The 22,539-nt window shown below is 72.0% G+C and carries 24 protein-coding genes and 1 pseudogene; 9 read left to right on the top strand and 16 right to left on the bottom strand.

What is annotated here, in order from left to right:
- A partial coding sequence (locus H0488_RS09400; protein ID WP_312856266.1) for a glycosyltransferase occupies nt 1-462 on the bottom strand: 462 nt, incomplete at its 3' end.
- 61 nt (nt 463-523) lie between these two features.
- Here H0488_RS09400 and H0488_RS09395 point away from each other — a divergent pair.
- Nucleotides 524-1,303 (top strand): inositol monophosphatase family protein, encoded by a 780-nt coding sequence (locus tag H0488_RS09395; RefSeq protein ID WP_220794376.1) that lies wholly within the window; start codon nt 524-526, stop codon nt 1,301-1,303.
- Between the two features lie 114 nt (nt 1,304-1,417).
- On the opposite strand, the gene H0488_RS09390 is transcribed toward H0488_RS09395, so the two are convergent.
- Nucleotides 1,418-2,848, bottom strand: a complete 1,431-nt coding sequence (locus H0488_RS09390) for an LCP family protein (RefSeq protein ID WP_183099015.1) — start codon at nt 2,846-2,848, stop codon at nt 1,418-1,420.
- A gap of 94 nt (nt 2,849-2,942) precedes the next feature.
- Nucleotides 2,943-3,902 (bottom strand): threonine ammonia-lyase, encoded by a 960-nt coding sequence (locus tag H0488_RS09385; RefSeq protein WP_246371718.1) that lies wholly within the window; start codon nt 3,900-3,902, stop codon nt 2,943-2,945.
- Between the two features lie 103 nt (nt 3,903-4,005).
- Between H0488_RS09385 and H0488_RS09380 the strand changes: the two genes are divergently transcribed.
- From H0488_RS09380 to H0488_RS09370, 3 genes are read left to right on the top strand one after another with little or no spacing between them, the layout of a single operon-like run.
- Nucleotides 4,006-4,899, top strand: coding sequence for a LysR family transcriptional regulator (locus H0488_RS09380; RefSeq protein WP_183099013.1), 894 nt, complete (start codon nt 4,006-4,008; stop codon nt 4,897-4,899).
- Between the two features lie 53 nt (nt 4,900-4,952).
- Nucleotides 4,953-6,191 (top strand): LCP family protein, encoded by a 1,239-nt coding sequence (locus H0488_RS09375; protein WP_246371704.1) that lies wholly within the window; start codon nt 4,953-4,955, stop codon nt 6,189-6,191.
- Nucleotides 6,188-7,060, top strand: a complete 873-nt coding sequence (locus H0488_RS09370; protein ID WP_183099012.1) for a crotonase/enoyl-CoA hydratase family protein — start codon at nt 6,188-6,190, stop codon at nt 7,058-7,060. Before H0488_RS09375 ends, H0488_RS09370 begins: the two co-directional genes overlap by 4 nt.
- Before the next feature lie 57 nt (nt 7,061-7,117).
- Here H0488_RS09370 and H0488_RS09365 read toward each other — a convergent pair whose 3' ends face one another.
- From H0488_RS09365 to H0488_RS09345, 5 genes are all read right to left on the bottom strand, one after another.
- The gene (locus tag H0488_RS09365; protein ID WP_183099011.1) at nt 7,118-7,261 is read right to left on the bottom strand and encodes a DUF1059 domain-containing protein; all 144 of its coding nucleotides are present in this window, start codon (nt 7,259-7,261) and stop codon (nt 7,118-7,120) included.
- Between the two features lie 9 nt (nt 7,262-7,270).
- Nucleotides 7,271-7,786, bottom strand: coding sequence for a hypothetical protein (locus tag H0488_RS09360; RefSeq protein ID WP_183099010.1), 516 nt, complete (start codon nt 7,784-7,786; stop codon nt 7,271-7,273).
- A 190-nt stretch (nt 7,787-7,976) separates the two neighbouring features.
- Nucleotides 7,977-8,603 carry a hypothetical protein gene (locus H0488_RS09355; protein ID WP_183099009.1) on the bottom strand — a complete coding sequence of 209 codons (627 nt, stop codon included), beginning with the start codon at nt 8,601-8,603 and terminating at the stop codon, nt 7,977-7,979.
- A gap of 91 nt (nt 8,604-8,694) precedes the next feature.
- The gene (locus tag H0488_RS09350) at nt 8,695-9,372 is read right to left on the bottom strand and encodes a class E sortase (RefSeq protein WP_183099008.1); all 678 of its coding nucleotides are present in this window, start codon (nt 9,370-9,372) and stop codon (nt 8,695-8,697) included.
- Between the two features lie 132 nt (nt 9,373-9,504).
- Nucleotides 9,505-10,362, bottom strand: coding sequence for an SDR family NAD(P)-dependent oxidoreductase (locus tag H0488_RS09345; RefSeq protein ID WP_183099007.1), 858 nt, complete (start codon nt 10,360-10,362; stop codon nt 9,505-9,507).
- Between the two features lie 114 nt (nt 10,363-10,476).
- On the opposite strand from H0488_RS09345, the gene H0488_RS09340 reads away from it, so the two are divergent.
- From H0488_RS09340 to H0488_RS09325, 4 genes and pseudogenes are all read left to right on the top strand, one after another.
- Nucleotides 10,477-12,831 carry a phosphoketolase family protein gene (locus H0488_RS09340; RefSeq protein WP_183099006.1) on the top strand — a complete coding sequence of 785 codons (2,355 nt, stop codon included), beginning with the start codon at nt 10,477-10,479 and terminating at the stop codon, nt 12,829-12,831.
- Nucleotides 12,818-13,945 (top strand): acetate/propionate family kinase, encoded by a 1,128-nt coding sequence (locus tag H0488_RS09335; RefSeq protein WP_183099005.1) that lies wholly within the window; start codon nt 12,818-12,820, stop codon nt 13,943-13,945. The genes H0488_RS09340 and H0488_RS09335 overlap by 14 nt, the downstream gene beginning before the upstream one ends.
- A 44-nt stretch (nt 13,946-13,989) precedes the next feature.
- Nucleotides 13,990-14,313 (top strand): annotated as a pseudogene (locus H0488_RS25255) (potassium channel family protein); the annotation flags it as partial.
- 37 nt (nt 14,314-14,350) lie between these two features.
- On the top strand, nt 14,351-14,602 hold the full coding sequence (locus H0488_RS09325) for a cation:proton antiporter regulatory subunit (protein WP_183099004.1): 252 nt from the start codon (nt 14,351-14,353) through the stop codon (nt 14,600-14,602).
- 12 nt (nt 14,603-14,614) lie between these two features.
- On the opposite strand, the gene H0488_RS09320 is transcribed toward H0488_RS09325, so the two are convergent.
- The 8 genes from H0488_RS09320 to H0488_RS09285 form a co-directional block, all read right to left on the bottom strand.
- On the bottom strand, nt 14,615-15,793 hold the full coding sequence (locus tag H0488_RS09320; RefSeq protein ID WP_183099003.1) for an acyl-CoA dehydrogenase family protein: 1,179 nt from the start codon (nt 15,791-15,793) through the stop codon (nt 14,615-14,617).
- Nucleotides 15,794-15,873: 80 nt separating this feature from the next.
- The gene (locus tag H0488_RS09315) at nt 15,874-16,308 is read right to left on the bottom strand and encodes a CoA-binding protein (protein WP_183099002.1); all 435 of its coding nucleotides are present in this window, start codon (nt 16,306-16,308) and stop codon (nt 15,874-15,876) included.
- A gap of 38 nt (nt 16,309-16,346) precedes the next feature.
- Complete coding sequence (gene purE / locus H0488_RS09310; protein WP_312856265.1) at nt 16,347-16,856, bottom strand: 5-(carboxyamino)imidazole ribonucleotide mutase; 510 nt, start codon at nt 16,854-16,856, stop codon at nt 16,347-16,349.
- 21 nt (nt 16,857-16,877) lie between these two features.
- Nucleotides 16,878-18,050, bottom strand: a complete 1,173-nt coding sequence (locus tag H0488_RS09305; protein ID WP_183099001.1) for a 5-(carboxyamino)imidazole ribonucleotide synthase — start codon at nt 18,048-18,050, stop codon at nt 16,878-16,880.
- Nucleotides 18,051-18,087: 37 nt separating this feature from the next.
- On the bottom strand, nt 18,088-18,402 hold the full coding sequence (locus H0488_RS09300) for a winged helix-turn-helix domain-containing protein (RefSeq protein WP_183099000.1): 315 nt from the start codon (nt 18,400-18,402) through the stop codon (nt 18,088-18,090).
- A gap of 86 nt (nt 18,403-18,488) precedes the next feature.
- A complete protein-coding gene (locus H0488_RS09295; protein WP_312856264.1) occupies nt 18,489-19,475 on the bottom strand; it encodes an adenylate/guanylate cyclase domain-containing protein in 987 nt (328 codons plus the stop codon).
- Nucleotides 19,468-19,995, bottom strand: a complete 528-nt coding sequence (locus H0488_RS09290; protein WP_183098999.1) for a PH domain-containing protein — start codon at nt 19,993-19,995, stop codon at nt 19,468-19,470. The genes H0488_RS09295 and H0488_RS09290 overlap by 8 nt, the downstream gene beginning before the upstream one ends.
- Nucleotides 19,996-20,019: 24 nt before the next feature.
- Nucleotides 20,020-20,832 (bottom strand): biotin--[acetyl-CoA-carboxylase] ligase, encoded by an 813-nt coding sequence (locus H0488_RS09285; protein WP_183098998.1) that lies wholly within the window; start codon nt 20,830-20,832, stop codon nt 20,020-20,022.
- A gap of 72 nt (nt 20,833-20,904) precedes the next feature.
- Between H0488_RS09285 and H0488_RS09280 the strand changes: the two genes are divergently transcribed.
- Nucleotides 20,905-22,485, top strand: coding sequence for an acyl-CoA carboxylase subunit beta (locus tag H0488_RS09280; RefSeq protein ID WP_220794377.1), 1,581 nt, complete (start codon nt 20,905-20,907; stop codon nt 22,483-22,485).
- Nucleotides 22,486-22,539: the final 54 nt, after the last annotated feature.

Here is a 22,539-nt window from a genome sequence, read left to right as displayed (position 1 = left end):
CACGATGCCGGCGATCCGGCCGTCGACGGCGGCCGCCCGCGCGGACGCCATGTCGTGCACCACCCGGGTGCCCCCCGGCAGCCGGATCGGGAACACCAGGCGGGCCGGCTCGTCGATGTCGACCACGAGCGGTCCCCAGAAGTCCAGGTCGGTCTCCGCGAGCAGCCGGTCCAGGCAGCCCGGCTCGGGGAGGCCGTCGTCGTCCATCAGCCAGACCAGGTCGGCGTCGTACTCCTCGACGGCGGCGCGCAGGCCGGCGTGGAAGCCGCCCGCGCCGCCCCGGTTGCGGTCCAGCGTCCGGTGCCGCACGTCGGCCGTGGCGAGCCACTCCCCCGTGCCGTCGGTCGACGCGTTGTCGATCACCAGGATGCTGCTCAGCGCGTCGACGGCGAGCAGCCGCCCGACGAGGAGCTGCAACAACGGCAGGCGGTTGTAGGTCACCACCACCGCCACGATCCGCACGGCGGCAACCCTACGGGGCGCGGACTGCGGGTTCAGGCACCACCACCGCTAGCGTGGACGCGTGGACACCGACGCCGTGCTCAGCCTGATGCAGGAGGTCGCGGAGCAGGTCATCAACCCACGCTTCCGGGCTCTCCAGGACCACCAGATCTCCGAGAAGAACCCGGGCGACCTGGTCACCGTCGCCGACCACGAGTCCGAGGTGCTGATCACCGCCGCGTTGACCGCCGCCTACCCGGACGCCGTGGTGCTCGGCGAGGAGGCCCACGCCCACGACCCGGCGCTGCTCGATCGCTTCAACGCGGCCGAGCACGGCTTCACCGTCGACCCGGTCGACGGCACCAAGAACTTCGTGCGCGGCTCCCCCGACCACGCGGTGATGATCGGCGAGATGCGCGGGGGCGAGGTGGTCCGCGGCTGGATCTGGCAGCCGCAGCACGAGGCGGCGTACGTCGCCGAGCGCGGCGCCGGCGCGTACCTCAACGGCAGCCGGCTCACGATGGTGGTGGCGGAGGACGAGCGGGACGCTGCGCCGTACCGGACGGCGCGGCGCGCGTGGGTCGGCCGCGAGCTCCCCGGCCTCGGCACGCTCGAGCTCACCTGGGCCTGCTGCGGCGTGGACTACCCGCACCTGATCGCCGGCGACGCCCGCGCCCTGGTCTACAACCACAGCAAGCCGTGGGACCACCTGCCCGGCGCCCTCCTGGTGCAGGAGTCGGGAGGCTGGATCGGCGGCATCGACGGTGGGCCGTTCGGCGCCCAGGAGCTCGGCAGCGGCCTGATCAGCGCGCCCGACCGGACGACGTACGACGCCGTGGTCGCCGCCCTCGCCGCCAACTAGCAGGCACTGCGCGGCAGCGTGGCGCACGCGGGCGCAGCCCGCATCGTGTGGCGCCCGTGGGCCGAGCGAAGCGATGGTCCGCGCGGTGTCGCGCGATCTGCGACACGCTCGCGCCTAACAAGCACTGGCGAGGTCGTCGGCCTGGTTGGCGGCGTAGCCCTCGCTCAGCGAGCCGATGGAACCGCCGGTGACGGCGTCCGGGTTCTTCTTGCGGCCCTTGGCCGGCGGTGCGCCGTCGCCCTCGGCGCGGTCGATGGCGTCGCCGACCTTGTCGTGGATGAGGTCGATGTCCGGGTCGCCGGTGTTGACGAGGGGAGGCACCAGCGACAGCGTCGACATCTTCTGGTCTCGCGCCTTCAGCGCGAGGTCGATGAACCGCCCGGCCTCGGAGGCCGGCAGGTTGGTCGAGAACACCTCGGTCGACGCCTTGGCGAGCTCCTCGAAGTTGGTCAGCACGGTCTGCGGGCTGATCTGCTGGAGCATCGCGTTCATGACGCACTTCTGGCGGGCCATCCGCGAGTAGTCGTCGGAGCCTTCGCGGGCGCGGGCGAACCAGAGCGCCTCGAAGCCGCTGAGCTTCTGCTTGCCGGGGTCGATGTAGCCGGTGACGTCGTCACCCAGGCCACCGATCGGGATCGACTGCCGGACGTTGACGGTCACCCCGCCGACCGCGTCGACGAGCTGCTTGAAGCCGGCCATGTTGATCATCGCCCAGTAGTTGATCTCGAGGCCGGTGATGCCCTCCACCGCCATCGTGGTGGCGTCGATGCCCGGGGTCTCGGAGTCGCCGAAGAGGTCGGTGTGGTCCTCGGCCCAGGTGCTGACCCCGTTGAGGTAGCAGCCGTCGCAGTCGAAGCCGTCGGGGAACTCGTCGTCCATGACCGAGCCCTCCTCGAACGGGAAGTTCGCCATGTTGCGGGGCAGTCCGATGAGCACGGTGCGACCGGACTTGGCGTCGATCGAGGCGACGGTCATCGAGTCGGGGCGCAGGCCCCAGCGGCCCGCGCCGGAGTCGCCGCCGAGGAGCAGCACGTTGTAGCGGCCGTTGTGGGCGTCGCTGACCTCGCCGTCGCCGAAGAAGGCGATCACGAAGTCGCGGTGGATGCCGACCAGGTGGGCGCTGAAGAGCAGGGCGCCGGCGACCCCGAAGCACAGCAGGCCGTTGACGCCCACGATGGCCCGGCGGTGCTCGATCCGCAGGCTGAGGGGGCGGCCGATCCGCCAGGCGTCGACGAAGAGCGCGGCCCAGCCCACGGCGCCGGCGATGAGCGCCAGCCAGAGGACCAGCAGCAGGTCGGCGTTGGTCGCGAGCCGGAAGCCGATCTGCCGGTCGGCCAGCATCACGCCGAGCACCAGAGCCCCGACCACGAGCGACCCCAGCCAGATCCGCAGGGCGATCCGGCCGACCTGCCGGTTGCCCGCGACCAGCTGCGCCGACCCGGGGGCGACGAGGGTCATCGCCATCAGCGCGAGCGCCCGGCGGAACCGGACGCGAGCAGCCCGCTCTGCGATGTGCAGACGGGACGGCGCGATCAGGTCGGCCATGCGGGGTGTCTCTCCTGCCGGGGAAGTGAGCAGTGACCCGCTCAGTATCACCAGTCACACGCGTCACAGGGCGCGCGACACGCCTGAGAAGGAGTCAGGCTGCGGCGAGGCGCGCGATCTCGTCGGCGGAGGCGTTGCCGCCGGTGCACATCACCGCGACCCGGCCGGTGGGGCTGTCGGCCGCGAGCAGGCCCGCGAGGGCGGCTGCGCCGGCGCCCTCGGCGAGGGTGCCGGCGTGCGACGCGAGCAGCCGCGCCGCGCGGTCGATGGCGTCGTCGGACACCAGCACGAAGTCGTCGAGGCCGGCCCGGAGGTACGGCAGGGTCGCCGGATAGCCGCTGGACGTCGCGAGCCCCGACGCGCGGGTGGCCGACGCGACCGACTCGATCCGGCCGGAGCGCCACGACCTCCAGGCAGCGGGCGCGGCGGACGACTGCACGCCGATCACCCGGCACCCGGGCGCCAGCGCGTCCCGGGCGAGACAGGCACCGACCGCGCCGGTGCCGCTGCCGATCGGCACGTAGACCGCGACGAGGTCCGGTGCCTGCCGGAACAGCTCGAGGTAGGCGGTCGCGTGGCCGAGGACGATCCGGGGGTCGGTGGTGTCGACGTACGACGGCGTGGCAGGCCCCGTCGCCAGCACCCGCGCGTGGGCGGCGGCCTCGCCGAGGCTCTCGCCGTGGCTCACCACGGTGGCGCCGAGGGCGACGACCGCGTCCCGCTTGACCTGCGGCGCACAGGACGGCATGACGACCGTCGCGTGGCAGCCCGCGAGCCGGGCCGCGTAGGCCACCGACTGGGCGTGGTTGCCGGTCGAGCAGGTCACCAGCCCACTGGCCCGCTCCGCGTCGGTCAGCCGCGCCGCGAGGTGGACGCCGCCCCGCACCTTGAACGACCCGGTGGGGAGCACGTGCTCGTGCTTGACGAGGACCTCCGTCCCGACCACCCGGTCCAGGAGCGGGTGGTCGACCAGCGGGGTCGCCGCGACCTCGCCGGCGACGATCTCGCCCGCGGTCAGGACGTCCGCGAACGTCAGCGCCGTCTGGTCATCCATGCTCGTCACGCCTCTCACGATCCCGGGTTGCACATACATCGGTCCAATAGTTCTTTTCAGGCGAACTCATCGATACTGTCGATGCGCGGGGTACGGTGACCCCGTGATCGACGTACGCCGCCTCGAGGCGCTCGTCGCCCTGCACCGCACCGGCACCGTCTCGGCCGCGGCCGAGCAGCTCCACTACGGGCAGCCGACGATCTCCCACCACCTGCGCCGGCTCGAGGCCGAGACCGGGAGCGTGCTGCTCCAGCGGGTCGGCCGCGGCCTCCGGCTGACGCCCGACGGCGAGCGACTGGCGCAGCGCGGCGAGGAGGTCCTCGCCCTGCTGGCCCGCGCCGAGGCCGAGCTCACCGCGTCGACCAGTCTCCAGGCCGGCCAGATCCGGCTGGCCGCCTTCCCGTCGGCCGCCGCCACCCTGGTCCCGGCCGCGGTCGTGCTGCTCCGCGAGCGCCACCCCGGCCTCGCGCTCGACCTGACCGAGGCCGAGCCCCCCGAGGCGGCCGCGATGCTGCGGGCCGGCACCGTCGACCTGGCCCTGACGTTCGCCTACCCCGACCAGGCCGAGCCCGGCGGGGTCGGCTCCGTGACCGTCCACGAGGACCCGCTCTACCTCGTCGCGCCGCGCGGCCTCGACCTCGGGGACGGTCCGGTCGACCTCGGCCGGTTCGCCGATACCCGCTGGGTGACGGGCTGCGAGCGTTGCCGCCGGGAGCTGCTGGCCCTGTGCGACGCGGCCGGGTTCACGCCCGAGATCGCGTTCGCGAGCGACGACTACGTCGCGGTCCAGTCGCTGGTGGCGAGCGGGCTCGGCGTCACCGTGCTGCCCGGCCTCGCGCTGCGCGCGCACCGCAACCCCGACGTCGTACGCCGCCGGGTGCCGGGCGCGGCGCGCCGGATCCAGGTGACGACGTACGGCGCCCCGCCGCACCCCGCCGCCGTCGACGCCGTTGCGGCCGTGCTGTCCGAGGTGGCCCGGCGCCGAGCTGAGTCCTAGATCCGGGCGGCCTCGCACGAGCCGGTCGCAGCAGGACGGTAGCGTCGTGCCTCATGGCAGAGCGTCCAGGAGGCCCCCCGGCTGGTGCCGGCGGCGACAACCGCGACTTCGACTGGATGTACGGCGACCGGCCGGCGGGGTCCCCGCCCCCGTCGCACCAGCCGGAGCCGACCCGCAAGCTGCCCACCCAGCCCCGGCAGGCCCAGCCTCCGCAGGCCCCGCCTCCGCAGGCGCCCCCACAGGCCCCGCAGGCCCCGCAGCGTCGCCCGGAGCCCGCACGGCCGGCGTCTCCCCCGCCCTACCAGCCGCCGCCGCAGCAGCCCCCGGGCCGCGGCTCCGGCGGGCGCGGCATCTGGTCCCGCCCGCGCACCTGGATCGTCCTGGTCCTCGCGCTGGTCCTGCTCTGGGTCGTCTACGTCGTCGCCGTGCCGCTCTTCACCTGGACCCAGGTCGACAAGATCGCGTTCGAGCCCGACGGTGACCGACCCGGCGACCAGCCCGGCACGACGTACCTCATGGTCGGCAGCGACTCGCGCGCCGGCCTCTCGGAGGAGGAGCGGAAGAAGTTCAACACCGGCAACCCCGAGAGCTCCCTCGCCGACACCATCCTGATGCTCCACACCGGCTCCGGCCCGGACGTGCTGCTGTCCTTCCCGCGCGACTGGATCGTCGACGGCCGCAAGATCAACGGCTACTACGACCCGGGCGACCCGACCGCCCTGGTCAAGGCCCTGGAGAGCCAGACCGGGATCCGGATCGACGAGTACGTCGAGATCGGGCTCGGTGGCGTGGCCGGCGTGGTCGACGCCGTCGGCGGCATCGAGATCTGCCCCAAGGAGAAGATCAAGGACCCCAAGGCCGGCCTCGACGTGAAGAAGGGCTGCCAGGAGGCCGACGGCGAGGTCGCGCTGGCCTACGCCCGCACCCGTGCGACCACGCTCGGCGACCTCGACCGGGTCGGCCGGCAGCGCGAGGTGGTCGCTGCGATCGGCCGGAAGGTGCTCTCGCCGTGGTCGGTCGTCAACCCCGTGCGCTGGTGGCGGCTCAACAGCGCCGTGCCGGACTTCTTCGGGTTCGGCGAAGGCACCGGCCCGATCGACATCGGCCGGTGGGCGCTGGCGATCAGCAAGGTCGGCGACGACGGGTTGACCTGCACCATGCCGGTCACCGACGGCTCCGCCAACACGCTGGACACCGACCGCGGTGGCCCGCTGTTCGACGCGATCATCGAGGATCGCACCGACGACATCACCAAGCAGCAGTGCACCACGTCAGGAGTGGCAGGCCAGTGACCTACGAGACCCTCGACTGGACCGTCGACGAGGACGGCATCGCCGTCCTCACGCTCGACCGGCCGGACGCGCTCAACGCCTTCGACCTCACCATGGCCCGCGAGCTCGAGCAGGTGTTCCTCACCGACGCCCGCGACGACGCCGTGCGCGCGATCGTGGTGACCGGGGCCGGGCGGGCGTTCTGCGCCGGCATGGACCTGTCCGCCGAGGGCAACGTGTTCGGGCTCGACGAGTCGCTGGCTCCGACGCCCGAGGAGTTCCGGCAGCAGTACGACGAGCCGCCGTACGCCGACGGGATCCGCGACACCGGCGGCAAGGTCACCCTGGCGATCCACGCGCTGCCGAAGCCGGTGATCGGCGCCATCAACGGCGCCGCCGTGGGGATCGGCGCCACGATGACGCTCGCGATGGACATCCGGCTGGCCTCCACGAAGGCTCGGATCGGCTTCGTGTTCGGGCGGCTCGGCATCGTCCCGGAGGCGTGCTCGACCTGGTTCCTCCCCCGGATCGTCGGCATCCAGCAGGCACTGGAGTGGGTCTACTCCGCCGACATCCTCACCGCGGAGCAGGCTCTCGCGGGGCGCCTGGTGCGCAGCCTGCACGAACCGGACGACCTGCTGCCGGCCGCGCTCGACCTGGCGCGGTCGTTCGCGGTCGACCGTTCACCGGTGGCGCTGGGCCTGGCCAAGCAGATGCTCTACCGCAACAGCGCGGCCACCCACCCGCTCGAGGCGCACCTGTCCGACTCGCTGGCGATGTTCTACACCTCGCTCGGCGACGGCAAGGAGGGCGTGGCAGCGTTCCTGGAGAAGCGCGCGCCGGAGTTCACCGGGAAGGCGTCGGACCTGCCGCGGATCTACCCGCTCTAGCGGTCGGCAGCGTGGCGCCGCCGGCGAGACACCGACAAGCGGCGACACGCTCGACCGCTAGAGCGCCATGAACAGGATCTCCTCGCGGGAGTACTCCCGTCCGGGGTGCTCAGCCGCAAGGTGCTCCTGCACCTTCTCGACGAGCTCGTCGTCGTCCTCGCCACGGATCGTGACGTCGCAGGGGCAGCGCAGCGACGGCATCGGTCGAGGTCAGGCCGGGACCGGAGCGGTCCGCCGCCGGTTGTAGACCACGGTTGCGGTGCCGCCGCCGACCAGGCCGAGCCCGAGCAGCAGCCACAGCAGGGCGGGGCCACCGGTGTCGGGCAGCAGTCCACCCGGACCGTCGTTGTCGTTGTCGTCGGGGTTGCCCGCCCGGGCTTCCTCCACGGCGAACGGAGCGAGGTCGGTGCAGCGCTGGAAGGCGTCGGTGCGCGGGATGAAGCGCGCGAACGCGGTGTAGTCGCGATCCTTCGGCAGGACCGGGCCGACGACCCGCTTCTCGCCGCCGTTGTACTTGACGGTCCTGGTCCAGACGGTCTCGCTGGTGTCGTCGCGCTCGATCCGGAGCTGCAGCTCGCCGCGGGGCTGCGTCGGGCTGTTCGCAGCGACCGACACCCGGAGGACGACCCGCTTGCCCGGCTCGATCCTCGCGGGAACGGTGAGCTGGCACTCGGTCTCGATCGACGGCGAGTAGGGATCAGGCGCTGCCGACGAATGTGCAGGCACGCCAACGAGCGCCACGGCCCCGAGAATGGCACCGGCGATGAGACCCGATACGCGCATATTTGCCCCTTTGTTCATCCAGACAACGTCCGAGTGCGGAGTAGGTCACCGTGGGATGAGCGAAATTTTTTGGAATCTTAGCCATGCGGAACACCGCCCGCGCCACCGGCCCCGGTCGGGCCGGCCCGCCTGATCACCCCGTGGTGGCGACCGAGGTACGCCGGCGCCGGGTGATCACGACCGCGGCGATGCCGCCACCGACGAGCGCGAGGCCCAGCAGCAGCCACAGCAGCGCCGGACCGCCGGTGTCGGGCAGCAGCCCGCCGTTGTCGTCGTCACCGCCGTCGTCACCGTCGTCGTCGCCGTCGTCCCCGGCGATGACCTCGAACGCCCAGGCGTCCCGCGAGCCGCGGAACTCCGCGTCGTCCGGCGTGAACACGGCGGTCACCAGCCAGTCGCCCGTCTTGGGGAAGGCCGGGCCGGTGACCCGCTCGACGCCGCCGTCGTAGTCGATGGTCCGGCTCCAGTCGGCCGGGCCGGCGGCGACAGAGCGCGCCTGGCCCGCGCCGTTCGGGGCGGGGCTGAGCCTGAGCGTCACCTTGCCCGTCGGCCGGTTCGGGCTGTTGGCGGTCACCCGGACCTTGATGTCGACCCGGGTCTCGACCCGGATCGGCGACGGCGTGGTGACGACGGTCCGCGTGGTGATCGTCGCGGAGTACGGGTCGGTCGCCGTCGGCGCCGCGTCGGCCGCGCCGACGGACGCGGACGACAGTGCAACAGCAGTCACGAGCGCGGCCGTGACGCGGCCGAGAATCCCCATGTTCAAGCTCCCCTTCGGAAGATCGTTGAAGATCACCCTATCGGGGAGGACGGGTCCCGGGGAACGAGTTGCAGCCGGCTGCGTGTCACGCTCAGCGCTCGATCTCCTCCGTCGCGACCAGGTGGCCGAAGACGACCGAGCGCAGCTCGGTGTGGAAGATCTCCGCACAGCTGACGAGCGTGATCAGGTGGCGGCCGACGTCGTTCGGCGGCTGCACCCCGCCGTCGGGGTTCTCCGGGAACGGCGAGAGCACCCAGTCGTCGGTGAACGGGACCTCGAGGTCGGTGCCGTCGAAGTCCAGCTCGTAGGTGTAGGTCGCCGTCCTGGTCTCGACGAAGACCAGGTCGCCGTCCTGGAGCTCGGGGAACGCGGCGAACGGCTCGCCGTGGGTCACCCGGTGACCCGCGAGGACGTAGTTGCCGACCTCCCCCGCGTCGGCCGTGTCCTCCATGTGGCCGATGCCGGCTGCCAGCACCTCGTCGGAGGAGCCCTCGAGCACGGGCACCGCGTAGTCGTCGCCCCACCGCGGCACGTGCAGGATCGCGGTCGCCCGGCCGAAGTCGGTGCGCACCGAGTCGCTGCCGTCGGCCCACCCTTCCTCGAGCTCGGCAGCCACCTCTTCCTGGCGCCGGTCCGAGACCCAGTTGGTGCCCCAGAACTGCCAGGCCACCCATGCCAGCACGGCGACGCCGGCCAGGATCAAGCCGTAGCCGACGATCGCGAGCCGCTTGGGCGGCTCCTTCTTCTCCTGCGGGCGACTGCGTCGCACGCGCTGCCGCTCGACGCCGGGCTCCGGCGTCAGCGCTTCGTCGATCTGGGTGATGGTGCTGCCCTCCTGTGGACCTCTGCCATCCCAACGCTGCTGGCCGCGCAGGGGTCACGCAGGTCCCTCCGGACCAGCCTACGGGCGCGCGGCCGTGACCAGGCGCTCGGCGAGTCTCGGCGAGACCAGCTGGATGGCGTCGAGCAGCGAGGCGTACGCCGGGGTCATCTCCGCCGGCCGGTGCCGCACGGCGTGCACCACCCACCGCGCCGCGTCGTCCGGCTCGAGGGCCGCTCGGTCGTCGTACCGCTTGGTCGGAGCGATCATCGGCGTGCGCATCAGCGGGAAGTGCAGCGAGGTGACGACGATGCCGTGCTCGCGCTCCTCCGCCTGCAGGCTGCGCGCGAACGCGGCGAGGGCGGCCTTCGACGCGTGGTACGCCGTGAACATCGGCATCAAGCCACCGGGCACGCCCCAGGTCGAGGAGTTGATGACCTGGCCGCCGCCCTGCGCGCGCATCGACTCCAATAGGTTGAGCGTCAGCCGGACCGGAGCGTGGTAGTTGAGCCGCATCAGCCGGTCGTGGTCGGACGGGCGCTCGGCGGTGTCGGCCGCCGACCGTCGGATCGAGTGGCCCGCGTTGTTGACCAGCACGTCGACCCCGCCGAACCGGTCGAGCACCTCGTCGGTGAGCGCATCGAGGGCGTCGTTGTCGGTCAGGTCGCACGGCAGCGCGTACGCCGTGCCGCCCCTGCCCGCTATCTCGGTCGTCAGGGCATCGAGCTCGTCGGCGCGACGGGCGACGGCGAGCACGGTCGCGCCCTCCACCGCGAGCCGGACGGCGGCGGCCCGGCCGACGCCGGAGGAGGCGCCGGTGACCAGGATCCGCTTGCCGGCGACCGGGACAGCGTGCCCGGGCAGCAGCGCCGACGGGTCCGGGACCGGGTCGAGCGAGAGCCGGGCCAGGCGGCGCTGGATCGAGAACGTTCGCTTCACCGGGCCGACCTTAGGGGCGCCGGTCGGCCGCGACGAACACCGGCGGCCACTGGTCGGACTTGGCCGACGATGTCAGGGTGGGCACCCGGGGGATCTGATCGGGAGGACGAGCTCATGACCGAGGCGTATCGGGCCCTGGACGCGTGGTGGCGCGCGGCGAACTATCTCAGCGTCGGCCAGATCTACCTGATGGACAACCCGCTCCTGCGGGAGCCGTTGCTGCGCGAGCACATCAAGCCCCGCCTGCTCGGGCACTGGGGCACCACCCCGGGGCTGAACTTCATCTACGCCCACCTCAACCGCGCGATCATGGAGCGCGACCTCTCGATGATGTACGTCATCGGTCCCGGGCACGGCGGTCCGGGGCTGCTGGCCAGCGCCTGGCTGGAAGGCAGCTACACCGACACCTACCCGCACATCAGCCGCGACGCCACCGGCATGAAGCGGCTGTTCACCCAGTTCTCGTTCCCCGGCGGCGTGCCGAGCCACGTCGCGCCGGAGACGCCCGGATCGATCCACGAGGGCGGCGAGCTCGGCTACTCCCTCAGCCATGCGTACGGCGCAGCCTTCGACAACCCCGACCTGGTGGTCGCCGCGATCGTCGGCGACGGCGAGGCCGAGACCGGTCCACTGGCCACCAGCTGGCACTCCAACAAGTTCGTCGACCCGCGCCGCGACGGGGCGGTGCTGCCGATCCTCCACCTCAACGGCTACAAGATCGCCAACCCGACGGTGCTCGCCCGGATCCCCGAGAGCGAGCTGCTCTCGCTGCTGCGCGGCTACGGGCACGCACCGATCGTGGTCTCCGGGAGCGACCCGGCCGACATGCACGAACAGCTCGCCGGCGCCCTCGACTCGTGCCTCGACACGATCGCCGAGATCCAGGCCTCGGCGCGTTCCGGCGGGCTGACCAGCCGACCGAAGTGGCCGATGATCGTGCTGCGCTCGCCCAAGGGGTGGACCGGGCCGCGCGAGCTCGACGGTCACCAGGTCGAGGGGTCGTGGCGGTCCCACCAGGTGCCGTTCGCCGACGCGCGTGAGAACGACGAGCACCGCGCGGTCCTCACCGACTGGCTGCTGAGCTATCGACCCGACGAGCTCTTCGACGACCGCGGCGCCCCCGTCGCCGAGATCGCCGCGCTGCACCCCGCCGGCGACCTGCGGATGAGCGCGACCCCGCACGCGAACGGTGGTCTGCTCCGCGACGACCTGGACCTGCCGGACTACCGAGCGCACGCGGTGACGGTCGACCATCCGGGCACCGGCGCGGTCGAGTCGACCCGGGTGCTGGGGCGCTGGTTGCGCGACGTGATGGCCGCGAACATGGACACCTTCCGGCTGTTCTCCCCGGACGAGAACAACTCCAACCGGCTCCAGGACGTGCTGGAGGTGACCGACCGGACCTGGGCGGCCGAGCGCGAGCCGGGTGACGACCACCTCGCCCCGGACGGCCGGGTGATGGAGATCCTGTCGGAGCACACGTGCCAGGGCTGGCTGGAGGGCTACCTGCTGACCGGTCGGCACGGCTTGTTCTCGTGCTACGAGGCGTTCGTGCACGTGGTCGACTCGATGTTCAACCAGCACGCGAAGTGGCTCAAGGTCACCAACGACATCCCGTGGCGGCGTCCCGTCGCGAGCCTGAACTACCTGCTGACCTCCCACGTGTGGCGCCAGGACCACAACGGCTTCAGCCACCAGGACCCGGGCTTCATCGACCACGTGGTCAACAAGAAGTCCGACGTCATCCGCGTCTACCTGCCACCGGACGCGAACTGCCTGCTGTCGGTCGCCGACCACTGCCTGCGCAGCACGCAGTACGTCAACGTGATCGTCGCCGGCAAGCAGCCCGCGCTGCAGTACCTGTCGGCCGCCGAGGCGGAGACCCACTGCGCCAAGGGCATCGGGGTGTGGCCGTGGGCGAGCACCGACCAGGGCCGCGAGCCCGACGTGGTGCTCGCGTGCGCCGGGGACGTCCCGACGATGGAGGCGCTCGCGGCGGCCGAGATGCTGCGCGACTACTTCCCCGACCTCGCGATCCGGTTCGTCAACGTGGTCGACCTGATGCGGCTCCAGGACGACCGCGAGCACCCGCACGGGCTCAGCGACGCCGAGTTCGACGCGCTGTTCACGCGCGACCGTCCGGTGATCTTCGCCTACCACGGCTACCCGTGGCTGATCCACCGGCTCACCTACCGCCGTACCAACCACTCCAACATCCACGTGCGCGGCTACAAGGAGGAGGGCACGACGACCACCCCGTTCGACATGGCCGTCCTCAACCAGCTCGACCGGTTCAACCTCGCGATCGACGTCATCGACCGGGTGCCCCGGCTCAGTGGCCTCTCGACGCACCCGCGGGAGGAGCTGCGCAACCGGCTGCTCGCCCACACCAGCTATGTGCGGACCCACGGCGAGGACCTCCCCGAGATCCGCGACTGGCAGTGGACGCCCCCGGATGACCGGGCCTGACGCACCGGCGCGGGTCCTCGTCGTCAACGCCGGCTCGTCGAGCCTCAAGCTGGCGCTGGTCACCCCCCACGGCACCGAGCACGCGAGGACCGTCGACCAGTGGGAGGGCGCGGGGCACGTCGAGCCGATCGGCGAGTTCCTGGGCTCGTGCGGGCAGGTCGACGCGGTGGGGCACCGGGTGGTGCACGGCGGGCCCGACGGTGACGCGGCGCTCGTGCTCGACGACGACGCCGTACGCCGGCTCGACGCGCTCAGCGACCTGGCCCCCCTGCACCAACCGCGCGCGATCGCCGGGATCACGGAGGTGGCGACCCTGCTCCCGGACGTGCCGGCCGTCGCGGCCTTCGACACCGGGTTCCACCGGACCCTGTCGCCCGCCGCCCGGACCTATGCGCTGCCCGCGGCCTGGAACGAGCGCTGGGGCCTGCGCCGCTACGGCTTCCACGGCCTCTCCCACGCCGCCGCCGCTCGGCGCGGCGCCGAGCTGGTGGGCGCGCGACCGGAGGACCTGCGCATCGTCACCTGTCACCTCGGGGCCGGTGCGTCGCTCTGCGCGGTGCGCGACGGGCGCTCGGTCGACACCACGATGGGCTTCACCCCGGTCGACGGCCTGGTGATGGCGACCCGCTCCGGGTCGCTGGACCCCGGCCTGGTCACCTGGCTGCTCGACCACGGCGGCGTCGAGGTCGCCGAGCTGAGCGAGGCCATCGAGCACCGGTCCGGGCTGCGCGGGCTGTCGGGGACCTCGGGCGACTTCCGCGACGTGGTCGCCGGCGCGGACCGCGGCGACGCCGCCTGCCAGCTGGCGCTCGACGTATTCGTCCACTCCCTCGTCCGCCACGTGGCCGCGATGGCGGCCGCTGCCGGCGGGCTGGACCTGCTCGTCTTCACCGGCGGGATCGGCGAGCACGCGCCGCGGGTCAGGGCGGAGGCCGGCTCCCGGCTCGGCTTCCTCGGTGTGGCCGTCGACGAGGGCCGCAACGCGACCGCCACGGGCGACGCCGACGTGAGCGCGCCCGGAGCAGAGGCCCGGACGGTGGTCGTCACCGCCCGCGAGGACCAGGAGATCGCGCGGCTGGTGCGCGCCACGCTCGGGTCGTTCGGCGCCGACTGACCCGCAGCCGCAGCTCGATCCGCGCGTACCTCGAAAGGCGCCACATGGACAGGACCATCGATCGGATGAGCGGCCACGTGATCGTCTGCGGCTGCGGAAGGGTCGGCCGCGCAGCGGCGGACCACCTGGTCGCGACCGGTCACCGAGTGGTGATCGTCGACGAGGACCCGGAGCGGCTCGCCGAGCTCGACCCGGGCACGGCCCACCTGTGCGGCGACGTCACCGACGACGCGGTGCTGCGCGCCGCCGGGATCGACCGCGCCCGGGCGCTCATCGCGACGCTCGACACCGACGCCGACGCCGACACCGTCTACGCCACGCTCTCCGCCCGCGCCATCCGCTCCGACCTGGTGATCATCGCCCGAGCCCGCACCGGCGCCTCGCGCCGAGTTCCTCGATGTCGTGATGCACGACGACGAGCTCGACTTCCGGATCAAGGAGATCCACGTCGGCGCGGGCTCTCCCGTCGACGGAGTGACGATCGAGGAGCTGGACCTCCGCACGCGGACCGGTGCACTGCTGCTCGCGGTCCGGCGTCCCGGGCAGTCCTTCGAGCCCAATCCACCGGGCGACCTCGTGGTGCCGTCCGGCTCGGTGCTCATCGTGCTGGGGACCCAGGCCGAGCTCGACGCCACGACCCGGCTCGGCAGCAGCTGAGCGCCCGGGAAGTCAGATCTCGGACTGGATCCCGGCGAGCAGCTGGCGGGCCATCACGATCCGCTGCACCTGGTTGGTGCCCTCGTAGATCTGGGTGATCTTGGCGTCGCGCATCATCCGCTCGACGGGGTAGTCGCGGGTGTAGCCGTAGCCGCCGAGCACCTGCACCGCGTCGGTCGTGACCTGCATCGCGACGTCGGAGGCGAAGCACTTCGCCGCCGCGCCGAAGAAGGTCAGGTCGTCGTCGCCCCGCTCGGACCGGCCGGCGGCGGCGTACGTCAGCTGACGCGCGGCCTCGACCTTCATGCCCATGTCGGCGAGCAGGAACTGCAGGCCCTGGTTGTCGGCGATCGGGCGGCCGAACTGCTGGCGCTCCTTCGCGTAGTCCAAGGCGTAGTCGAGCGCGCCCTGGGCGACCCCGACGGCCTGCGCGGCGATGGTGATCCGGGTGTGGTCGAGGGTCCTCATGGCGTACTCGAAGCCCTTCCCCTCCTCGCCGATCAGCCGGTCCGCCGGGATCCGCACGTTGTCGAGGTAGACCTCGCGGGTCGGGCTGCCCTTGATGCCGAGCTTCTTCTCCGGCGCGCCGAAGGAGACGCCCTCGTCGGACTTCTCGACCACGAAGGCCGAGATGCCGCGGGAGCGCTCGTCGGGGTCGGTGGTCGCGAGGACGGTGTAGAACTCCGAGACCCCGGCGTTGGTGATCCACCGCTTCACGCCGTTGAGCACGTAGGTGTCGCCGTCGCGCACGGCCCGGGTGTGCTGGTTGGCGGCGTCCGAGCCGGCGTCGGGCTCGGAGAGGCAGTAGGAGAAGCCGCCCTCGCCGCGGGCGAGCGCGCCGAGGTACTTGGCCTTGAGCTCCTCGGAGCCACCGATCATCACCGGCAGCGACCCGAGCTTGTTGACGGCCGGGATCAGCGACGACGACACGCACGCGCGGGCGATCTCCTCGATCACGATCACCGTGGCCAGCGCGTCGGCCCCGGCGCCGCCGTACTGCTCCGGGACGTGCGGTGCGTGGAAGTCCGCGGCCTGCAGCGCGTCGTGGGCCTCCTGGGGGTAGCGAGCCTCCTCGTCGACGGCGGTCGCGAACGGTGCGACCTTCGCGTCGCAGATGTCGCGGACCGCCTCCCGGATCGCCTGGTGCTCCTCGGAGAGGCCGTAGTACGGGAACGCGGGGTTCGGGCTCATGCTCACACCTGAGATACTAGGGAGTCCTACTATCTTCCGGCGAACCCGGAGCGCCCCACGAGCGGCGCTTGTGAGCGACCTCACGCACCCTTGCGCTGGCGGTGGAACCACTGCTGCGACGGGCAGACGTCCATCACCATCGGCACGCCTGCCCCAGCCGTACGCCGGAACGCGGCCAGGTCGACGACGCCCAGCTGGAACCACACGCCTCCGGCACCGACGGCGACCGCCTGGTCGGCGAACTCGCCGGCCGCCTCGGACCGGCGAAACACGTCGACCACGTCGATCGGGAACGGCACGTCCGCCAGGGTCGGGTAGGCCAGCTCACCCAGCACGGTGAGCTCGCCGTCGGCGCTCGGGTGGATGGGGACGATCCGCTTGCCGCGCTCCTGGAGGTCCTGCGCGACGGAGTACGCCGACCGCCACGGGTTGCCGCTCAGCCCGACCACCGCCCAGGTCGTCGACTCGTCGAGCATCCGGTCGATGACGGACTGGTCCTTCCACGGTTCGGTCATGCCGACCCAACGCGTCGGCGGACGCCGAACTTCCCGCGCTACTCGATCACCGGGGGTAGCCCGGCGCCGCGGACGACGCCGCCCTTGGCCTGCGCGGCCGCCTTGAGGTCGGCCTGGAACGCGCTCATCCGCTTCTGCAGCGCGGGGTCGGTGGCGCCGAGGATCCGGACCGCGAGCAGGCCGGCGTTGCGCGCACCGCCGACCGCGACCGTGGCCACGGGCACCCCGGCCGGCATCTGCACGATCGACAGCAGGGAGTCCATGCCGTCGAGGTACTTGAGCGGGACCGGCACGCCGATCACCGGGAGCGGCGTCACGGACGCGAGCATCCCGGGCAGGTGCGCCGCTCCCCCGGCGCCCGCGATGATCACCGACAGGCCGCGGTCCGCGGCGGTCCGGCCGTAGTCGAGCATCTCCTCGGGCATCCGGTGCGCGGACACCACGTCGGCCTCGTAGGCGATGCCGAACTCCGCCACCGCCTCCGCGGCGGCCTGCATCACCGGCCAGTCGGAGTCCGACCCCATCACGATGCCTACGCGTGCGCTCACCCGCACGAGCGTAGTGGGACGTCAGTCGCTCTCGTTGCCCAGATCCCCGCGGAACCAGCCCGCGGCGTGGCGCGCCCGCTCGAGCACGTCCTCGAGGTCGTCGCCGTAGGCGTTCACGTGGCCGACCTTGCGGCCGGGACGCAGCTCCTTGCCGTACAGGTGCACCCGGAGCCGGGGGTCGCGGGCGAGGGCGTGGGGGTAGCCGTCGTACAGGTGGCCGACCTCGGGGCGCGGCGACCCGAGGATGTTGACCATGACCGTCCACGGCGCCCGCGGCGCGGGCGAGCCGAGCGGGAGGTCGAGCACCGCGCGGAGGTGGTTCTCGAACTGGGAGGTGACCGCGCCGTCCTGCGACCAGTGGCCCGTGTTGTGGGGGCGCATCGCGAGCTCGTTGACCAGGATCTCCGGCCGGCCGGCCGCGTCGACCGCCTCGAACAGCTCGACCGCGAGGATCCCGGTGACCTCGAGCTCGCCCGCGACGCGGAGCGCCAGCTGCTGGGCCTCGCCGGCCAGGGCGGGGTCGAGGTCGGGCGCGGGGGCGATCACCTCGTGGCAGATGCCGTCGAGCTGGGTGGTGGCGACGACGGGGTACGCCGCAGCCTGGCCGCTCGGCGACCGGGCGACGACCGCAGCCAGCTCGCGCCGGAAGTCGACCAGCTCCTCGGCGAGCAACCGCACCCCCGAGCGCTCGGCGGCCGCCAACGGCTCGGCAGCGTCGTCGGCCGTGCGGACCACCCAGACGCCCTTGCCGTCGTAGCCGCCGCGGCTCACCTTGAGGACGCACGGGAAGCCGAACGCCTCGACGTCCGCCTCCGAGGCGACCACGCCCCAGCGCGGTTGGGGAGCGCCGAGGCGGGCCATCGCCTCGCGCATGACGACCTTGTCCTGCGCGTGCACCAGCGCCTCGGGGCCCGGGCGACAGGCGACGCCGGCGTCCTCGAGCGCGTGGAGGTGCTCGGTCGGCACGTGCTCGTGGTCGAAGGTGACCACGGCGCAGCCCTCCGTGACCTGCTGCAGGGTGGCGAGGTCGCGGTAGTCGCCCACCAGGTGGTCGGGGATCACCTGCGCCGCGGACACGCCTTCCGCCTCGGCCAGGAGCCGGAGCGGCACGCCGAGCGCGATGGCCGGCTGGGCCATCATCCGGGCCAGCTGGCCGCCTCCGATGACGGCGATGCGAGGAGCGGCGTCGGGCACGCCCGCACCCTATCGAGAGGCCGATCGCCCGCTCTCGCTAGGAGGCTGCTGCCTTCTCCGTCTCGAACCGGAGGCCCTGCCCGCGGACCGTGGTGATCAGGGTCGGGTGGCGGGTGTCGTCACCGAGCTTGCGGCGCACCCACCCGAGGTGCACGTCGATCGTCTTCGACGACGTCCAGAAGGTGGCGTTCCAGACGTCCCGCATGAGCTCGTCGCGGGTCACGACCGAGCCGGCGCGGGCGATGAGCGCGTGCACGAGGTCGAACTCCTTGCGGGACAGGCGGATCTCCTCGCCGGCCCGCCACGCGCGACGACTCGAGGGGTCGACCCGCACGTCCTGGACCTCGAACACTTGCTCAAGGTAGGAATCAGCGCGCTCCCGCGTGGGGGCTTCGGCCGAAATTTTGCAATTGGCCCTGGGTTTTCTCCCGGAGCCGGTCACACCCGCCGGGCCGTGAGCGGCTCCATCACGCCGAACCCGCGCATCGGCCGTGCCGGCAGCGGGCGGGTCTCGACCTGGTCCGTCGGCAGGAGGCCGGCGGTCTCGTGGTCGACGATCACCCGGTTGCGCCGCGCCACCGCGGTCAGCCGGGCGGCGAGGTTGACGGGAGGGCCGAAGACGTCGCCGAGCCGCATCACGACCGAGCCGGTCGCCAGCCCGATCCGGACGTCGGGCATCCGCTTGTCGCGTCCGACCACGTTGATGATCCCCTCGGCGGTCGCAAAGGCCGCGAGGGCATCGGCGTTCACGAACAGCACGGCGTCACCCATGCTCTTGATCAGCCGGCCGCCGTTGGAGGCGATCACGTCGCCGCACCGGGCCTCGAAGACCTCGACCAGGTCGCCGATCTTCTCCCGGCTGAGCTCGTTGGAGAGCGCGGTGAAGCTCACGATGTCGGCGAAGCCGACGGTCAGGGCGGTGGTGTGGGGGTCGGCGTCGATCGCGCGGGTCGACTCGAGACGCGCCACCGCAGCGGCGAGGTGGCGGCGCCAGGCGTAGAGGAGCACCACCTCGAACTGCGCGCCGTACTTCTCGAGGGCCCAGTCGGCCGCCTCGGTCGGCGTGGGCGCGTCTCCCCCGCCCTCGACGAAGGCCTCCTCGATGCGCTGGATGAGCGCACCGACCTCCCAGTCGGCGAGCCGCGCCATGCTCAGGCCGGCGCCGCGCACCACGTTCAGCGCCAGGTCGAAGTCGATCAGGCCGGTCGCGATGAACTCGGCGACCGCCGCCATCGCCGCGACGTCGTCCTCGTTGTACGCCCGCTCGTCGCCGCGCTCGGGGAAGCCGAGGGTGCGCCACAACCGCCGGGCCTGCGGAAGGGGCATGCCGGCACGTGCGGCGACCTCGGCCGCCGTGAGCGTCGGCTCCTGCCCGAGGAGGGCTCGCGCGTCGTCGTCGCCGCCGGCGAGCGGCTCCTCAGACACCTTCGTCGGCACGCCGGGTGGCGGCGCCGCCGTGGATCCCGTGCAGCAGCTCGTTGATCTGGCGCTGGGTCGCCTCGACGTGCGGGATGTCGTTGAGCCGCACCTCGCCGAAGGTGGAGGCGTCGGTGATCACCAGGCTCCCGCACCCGAACGGACGGTCGATCAGGTTGATCTCCATCTGGATGTCGCTGATCCGCGCCAGCGGGATGTCGTGGCCCTTGCGGGTGAGGATGCCCTGGCGGGTGATCAGCCGGCGGTCGGTCACCCCGTGGACGGTCGTGAGCCAGTCGAGGAACGGCCGGACCGTGAACCAGAGGATCGCGAGCGCGCAGAGCACCCACACGATGCGCACGACCCACGTCGCCGCGTCGCCCTCGTCGCCGAGCAGGACCTGAACGGCCACGCCGACGGCGAGGAAGAGGACCGCCGCGAGGATCGGGCCGAACAGCGCCTTGGGGTGCTGACGGCACGAGATGATCAGCTTCTCGTCGGGGTTGAGCAGCTTCTGAGAGATGGCCACGAGAGGATCATCCCACCGCAGCGGTCATTCGGGAACGACGTGCACGACGTCCCCCGCTCCGACCTTCTCGACCCCGTCCGCGGTCTCGACCACCAGCCGGCCGTCGAGGTCGACGTCCACGGCCCGGCCGGTGAGCGTCGTACCGCCCGGGAGGTCGACGCGCACGTCCTGGCCGACGGTCGCGCAGGCGGCGACGTACGACGACGCGAGCCGCGCCGCGGCTTCCGAGCCGCCCGCCTGCCAGGCGTCGTACCCCTCACGCACGGCCGCCGCCACGCCGAGCAGCACGCCCTCGCGGGTCGGCGTCAGGTCCGCGTGGGCGACCGCCAGCGACGTCGCCGTCGGGACCGGCAGCTCCTCGGCCTCCGTCAACACGTTGATGCCGACCCCGACGACCGCCGCCGGGCCGCTGTCGGTCTCGACCCGCTCGACCAGGATCCCGGCGACCTTGCGCCCGTCGATCAGCACGTCGTTGGGCCACTTCACCCGCGCGTCGTAGCCGAAGGACGCGAGCGCCTTCGCGACCGTGTGGCCGGTCAGCAGCGGCAACCAAGGCCAGGAGGACGCCGGCACGGTGGGCCGCAGCAGCAGGGAGAAGGTGACGGCCGCGCCGGGCGGCGTCTCCCACGTGCGGTCGAGGCGGCCCCGGCCCGCGGTCTGGTGGTCCGCGACGACCAGCAGGCCGTCCGGCGCGCCGTCCCGCGCACGGTCGCCCGCGACCTGGTTGGTCGAGGGGCTCTCCGCGAGCAGCTCGAGCGTCAGATCGGGAGTCAGCGCGAGCTCTTCGGCCAGCACGTGCTCGTCGAGGGGTGGGCGCAGGTCCGAGTCACCGGTCACGACCACTACCCTTCCACTCGAAGTCCAAGGAGGCCAAGAACCGTGACTGCCGAACCCACCAGCACCCCCGATCTGCCGGACATCCACACGACGGCCGGCAAGCTGGCCGACCTCCAGCTGCGCCTCGACGAGGCTGTGCACGCGGCTGGCGAGAAGGCCATCGAGAAGCAGCACGCCAAGGGGCGACAGACCGCCCGCGAGCGGATCGAGATGCTCTTCGACGAGGGCTCCTTCGTCGAGCTCGACGAGCTCGCCCGACACCGCTCGGTCGCGTTCGGCCTGGAGAAGAACCGGCCGTACGGCGACGGCGTGATCACCGGCTACGGCACCATCGACGGTCGTCAGGTGTGCGTGTTCAGCCAGGACTTCACGATCTTCGGCGGCTCCCTGGGCGAGGTCTACGGCGAGAAGATCACCAAGGTCATGGACCTCGCGATGAAGACCGGTTGCCCGATCATCGGCATCAACGAGGGTGCCGGCGCCCGGATCCAGGAGGGCGTCGTCTCGCTCGGTCTCTACGGCGAGATCTTCCGGCGCAACGTGCACGCGTCGGGCGTGATCCCGCAGATCAGCCTGATCATGGGCAACTGCGCGGGCGGTCACGTCTACTCCCCCGCGGTCACCGACTTCACCGTGATGGTCGACCAGACCTCGGCGATGTTCATCACCGGTCCCGACGTCATCAAGACCGTGACCGGCGAGGACGTCTCGATGGAGGACCTCGGCGGCGCGCGCACCCACAACACCAAGTCCGGCAACGCCCACTACATGGCGGCCGACGAGGAGGACGCGCTCGAGTACGTCAAGGCGCTGATCTCCTACCTCCCCCAGAACAACATGGACGAGCCGCCGTCGTACGACGAGGTCGCCGACGTGTCGTTCTCCGAGGAGGACCTCGCGCTGGACACGCTGATCCCGGACAGCCCGAACCAGCCCTACGACATGCACGACGTGATCACCACGGTGCTCGACGACGCCGAGTTCCTCGAGGTGCAGCCGCTGTTCGCGCCGAACATCATCGTCGGCTTCGGCCGGGTCGAGGGCCGCTCGGTCGGCGTCGTCGCCAACCAGCCGATGCAGTTCGCCGGCACCCTCGACATCGACGCCTCGGAGAAGGCCGCGCGGTTCGTGCGCACCTGCGACGCGTTCAACGTCCCCGTGCTGACCTTCGTCGACGTGCCGGGGTTCCTGCCCGGCACCGACCAGGAGTGGAACGGCATCATCCGCCGCGGCGCGAAGCTGATCTACGCCTACGCCGAGGCCACCGTCCCGCTGGTCACGATCATCACCCGCAAGGCCTACGGCGGCGCCTACGACGTGATGGGCTCCAAGCACCTGGGCGCCGACCTCAACCTGTCGTGGCCGACCGGCCAGATCGCGGTGATGGGGTCGCAGGGCGCGGCCAACATCATCCACCGCCGCACCCTCGCCGCCGTCGAGGCCGAGGGCGGCGACGTCGAGGCCAAGCGTGCCGAGCTGATCGACGAGTACGAGACCACGCTGGCCAACCCCTACATCGCCGCCGAGCGTGGCTACATCGACGCCGTGATCATGCCCCACGAGACCCGCGTCGAGGTCGTCCGCGCGCTGCGGCTGCTGAAGACCAAGCGCGAGGTCCTGCCGCCCAAGAAGCACGGCAACATCCCGCTCTAGCCGACTCGTGGCCCCCGCGACGCAGGAGCGGGTCCACGAGCTGGGGCAAGGTTG

The organism is Nocardioides pelophilus, assembly GCF_014180685.1.
GTDB classification, from domain to species: domain Bacteria; phylum Actinomycetota; class Actinomycetes; order Propionibacteriales; family Nocardioidaceae; genus Nocardioides; species Nocardioides pelophilus.
Note: the sequence above shows the minus strand (reverse complement) of the source record. Positions and strands in the feature narration are given on the sequence as shown.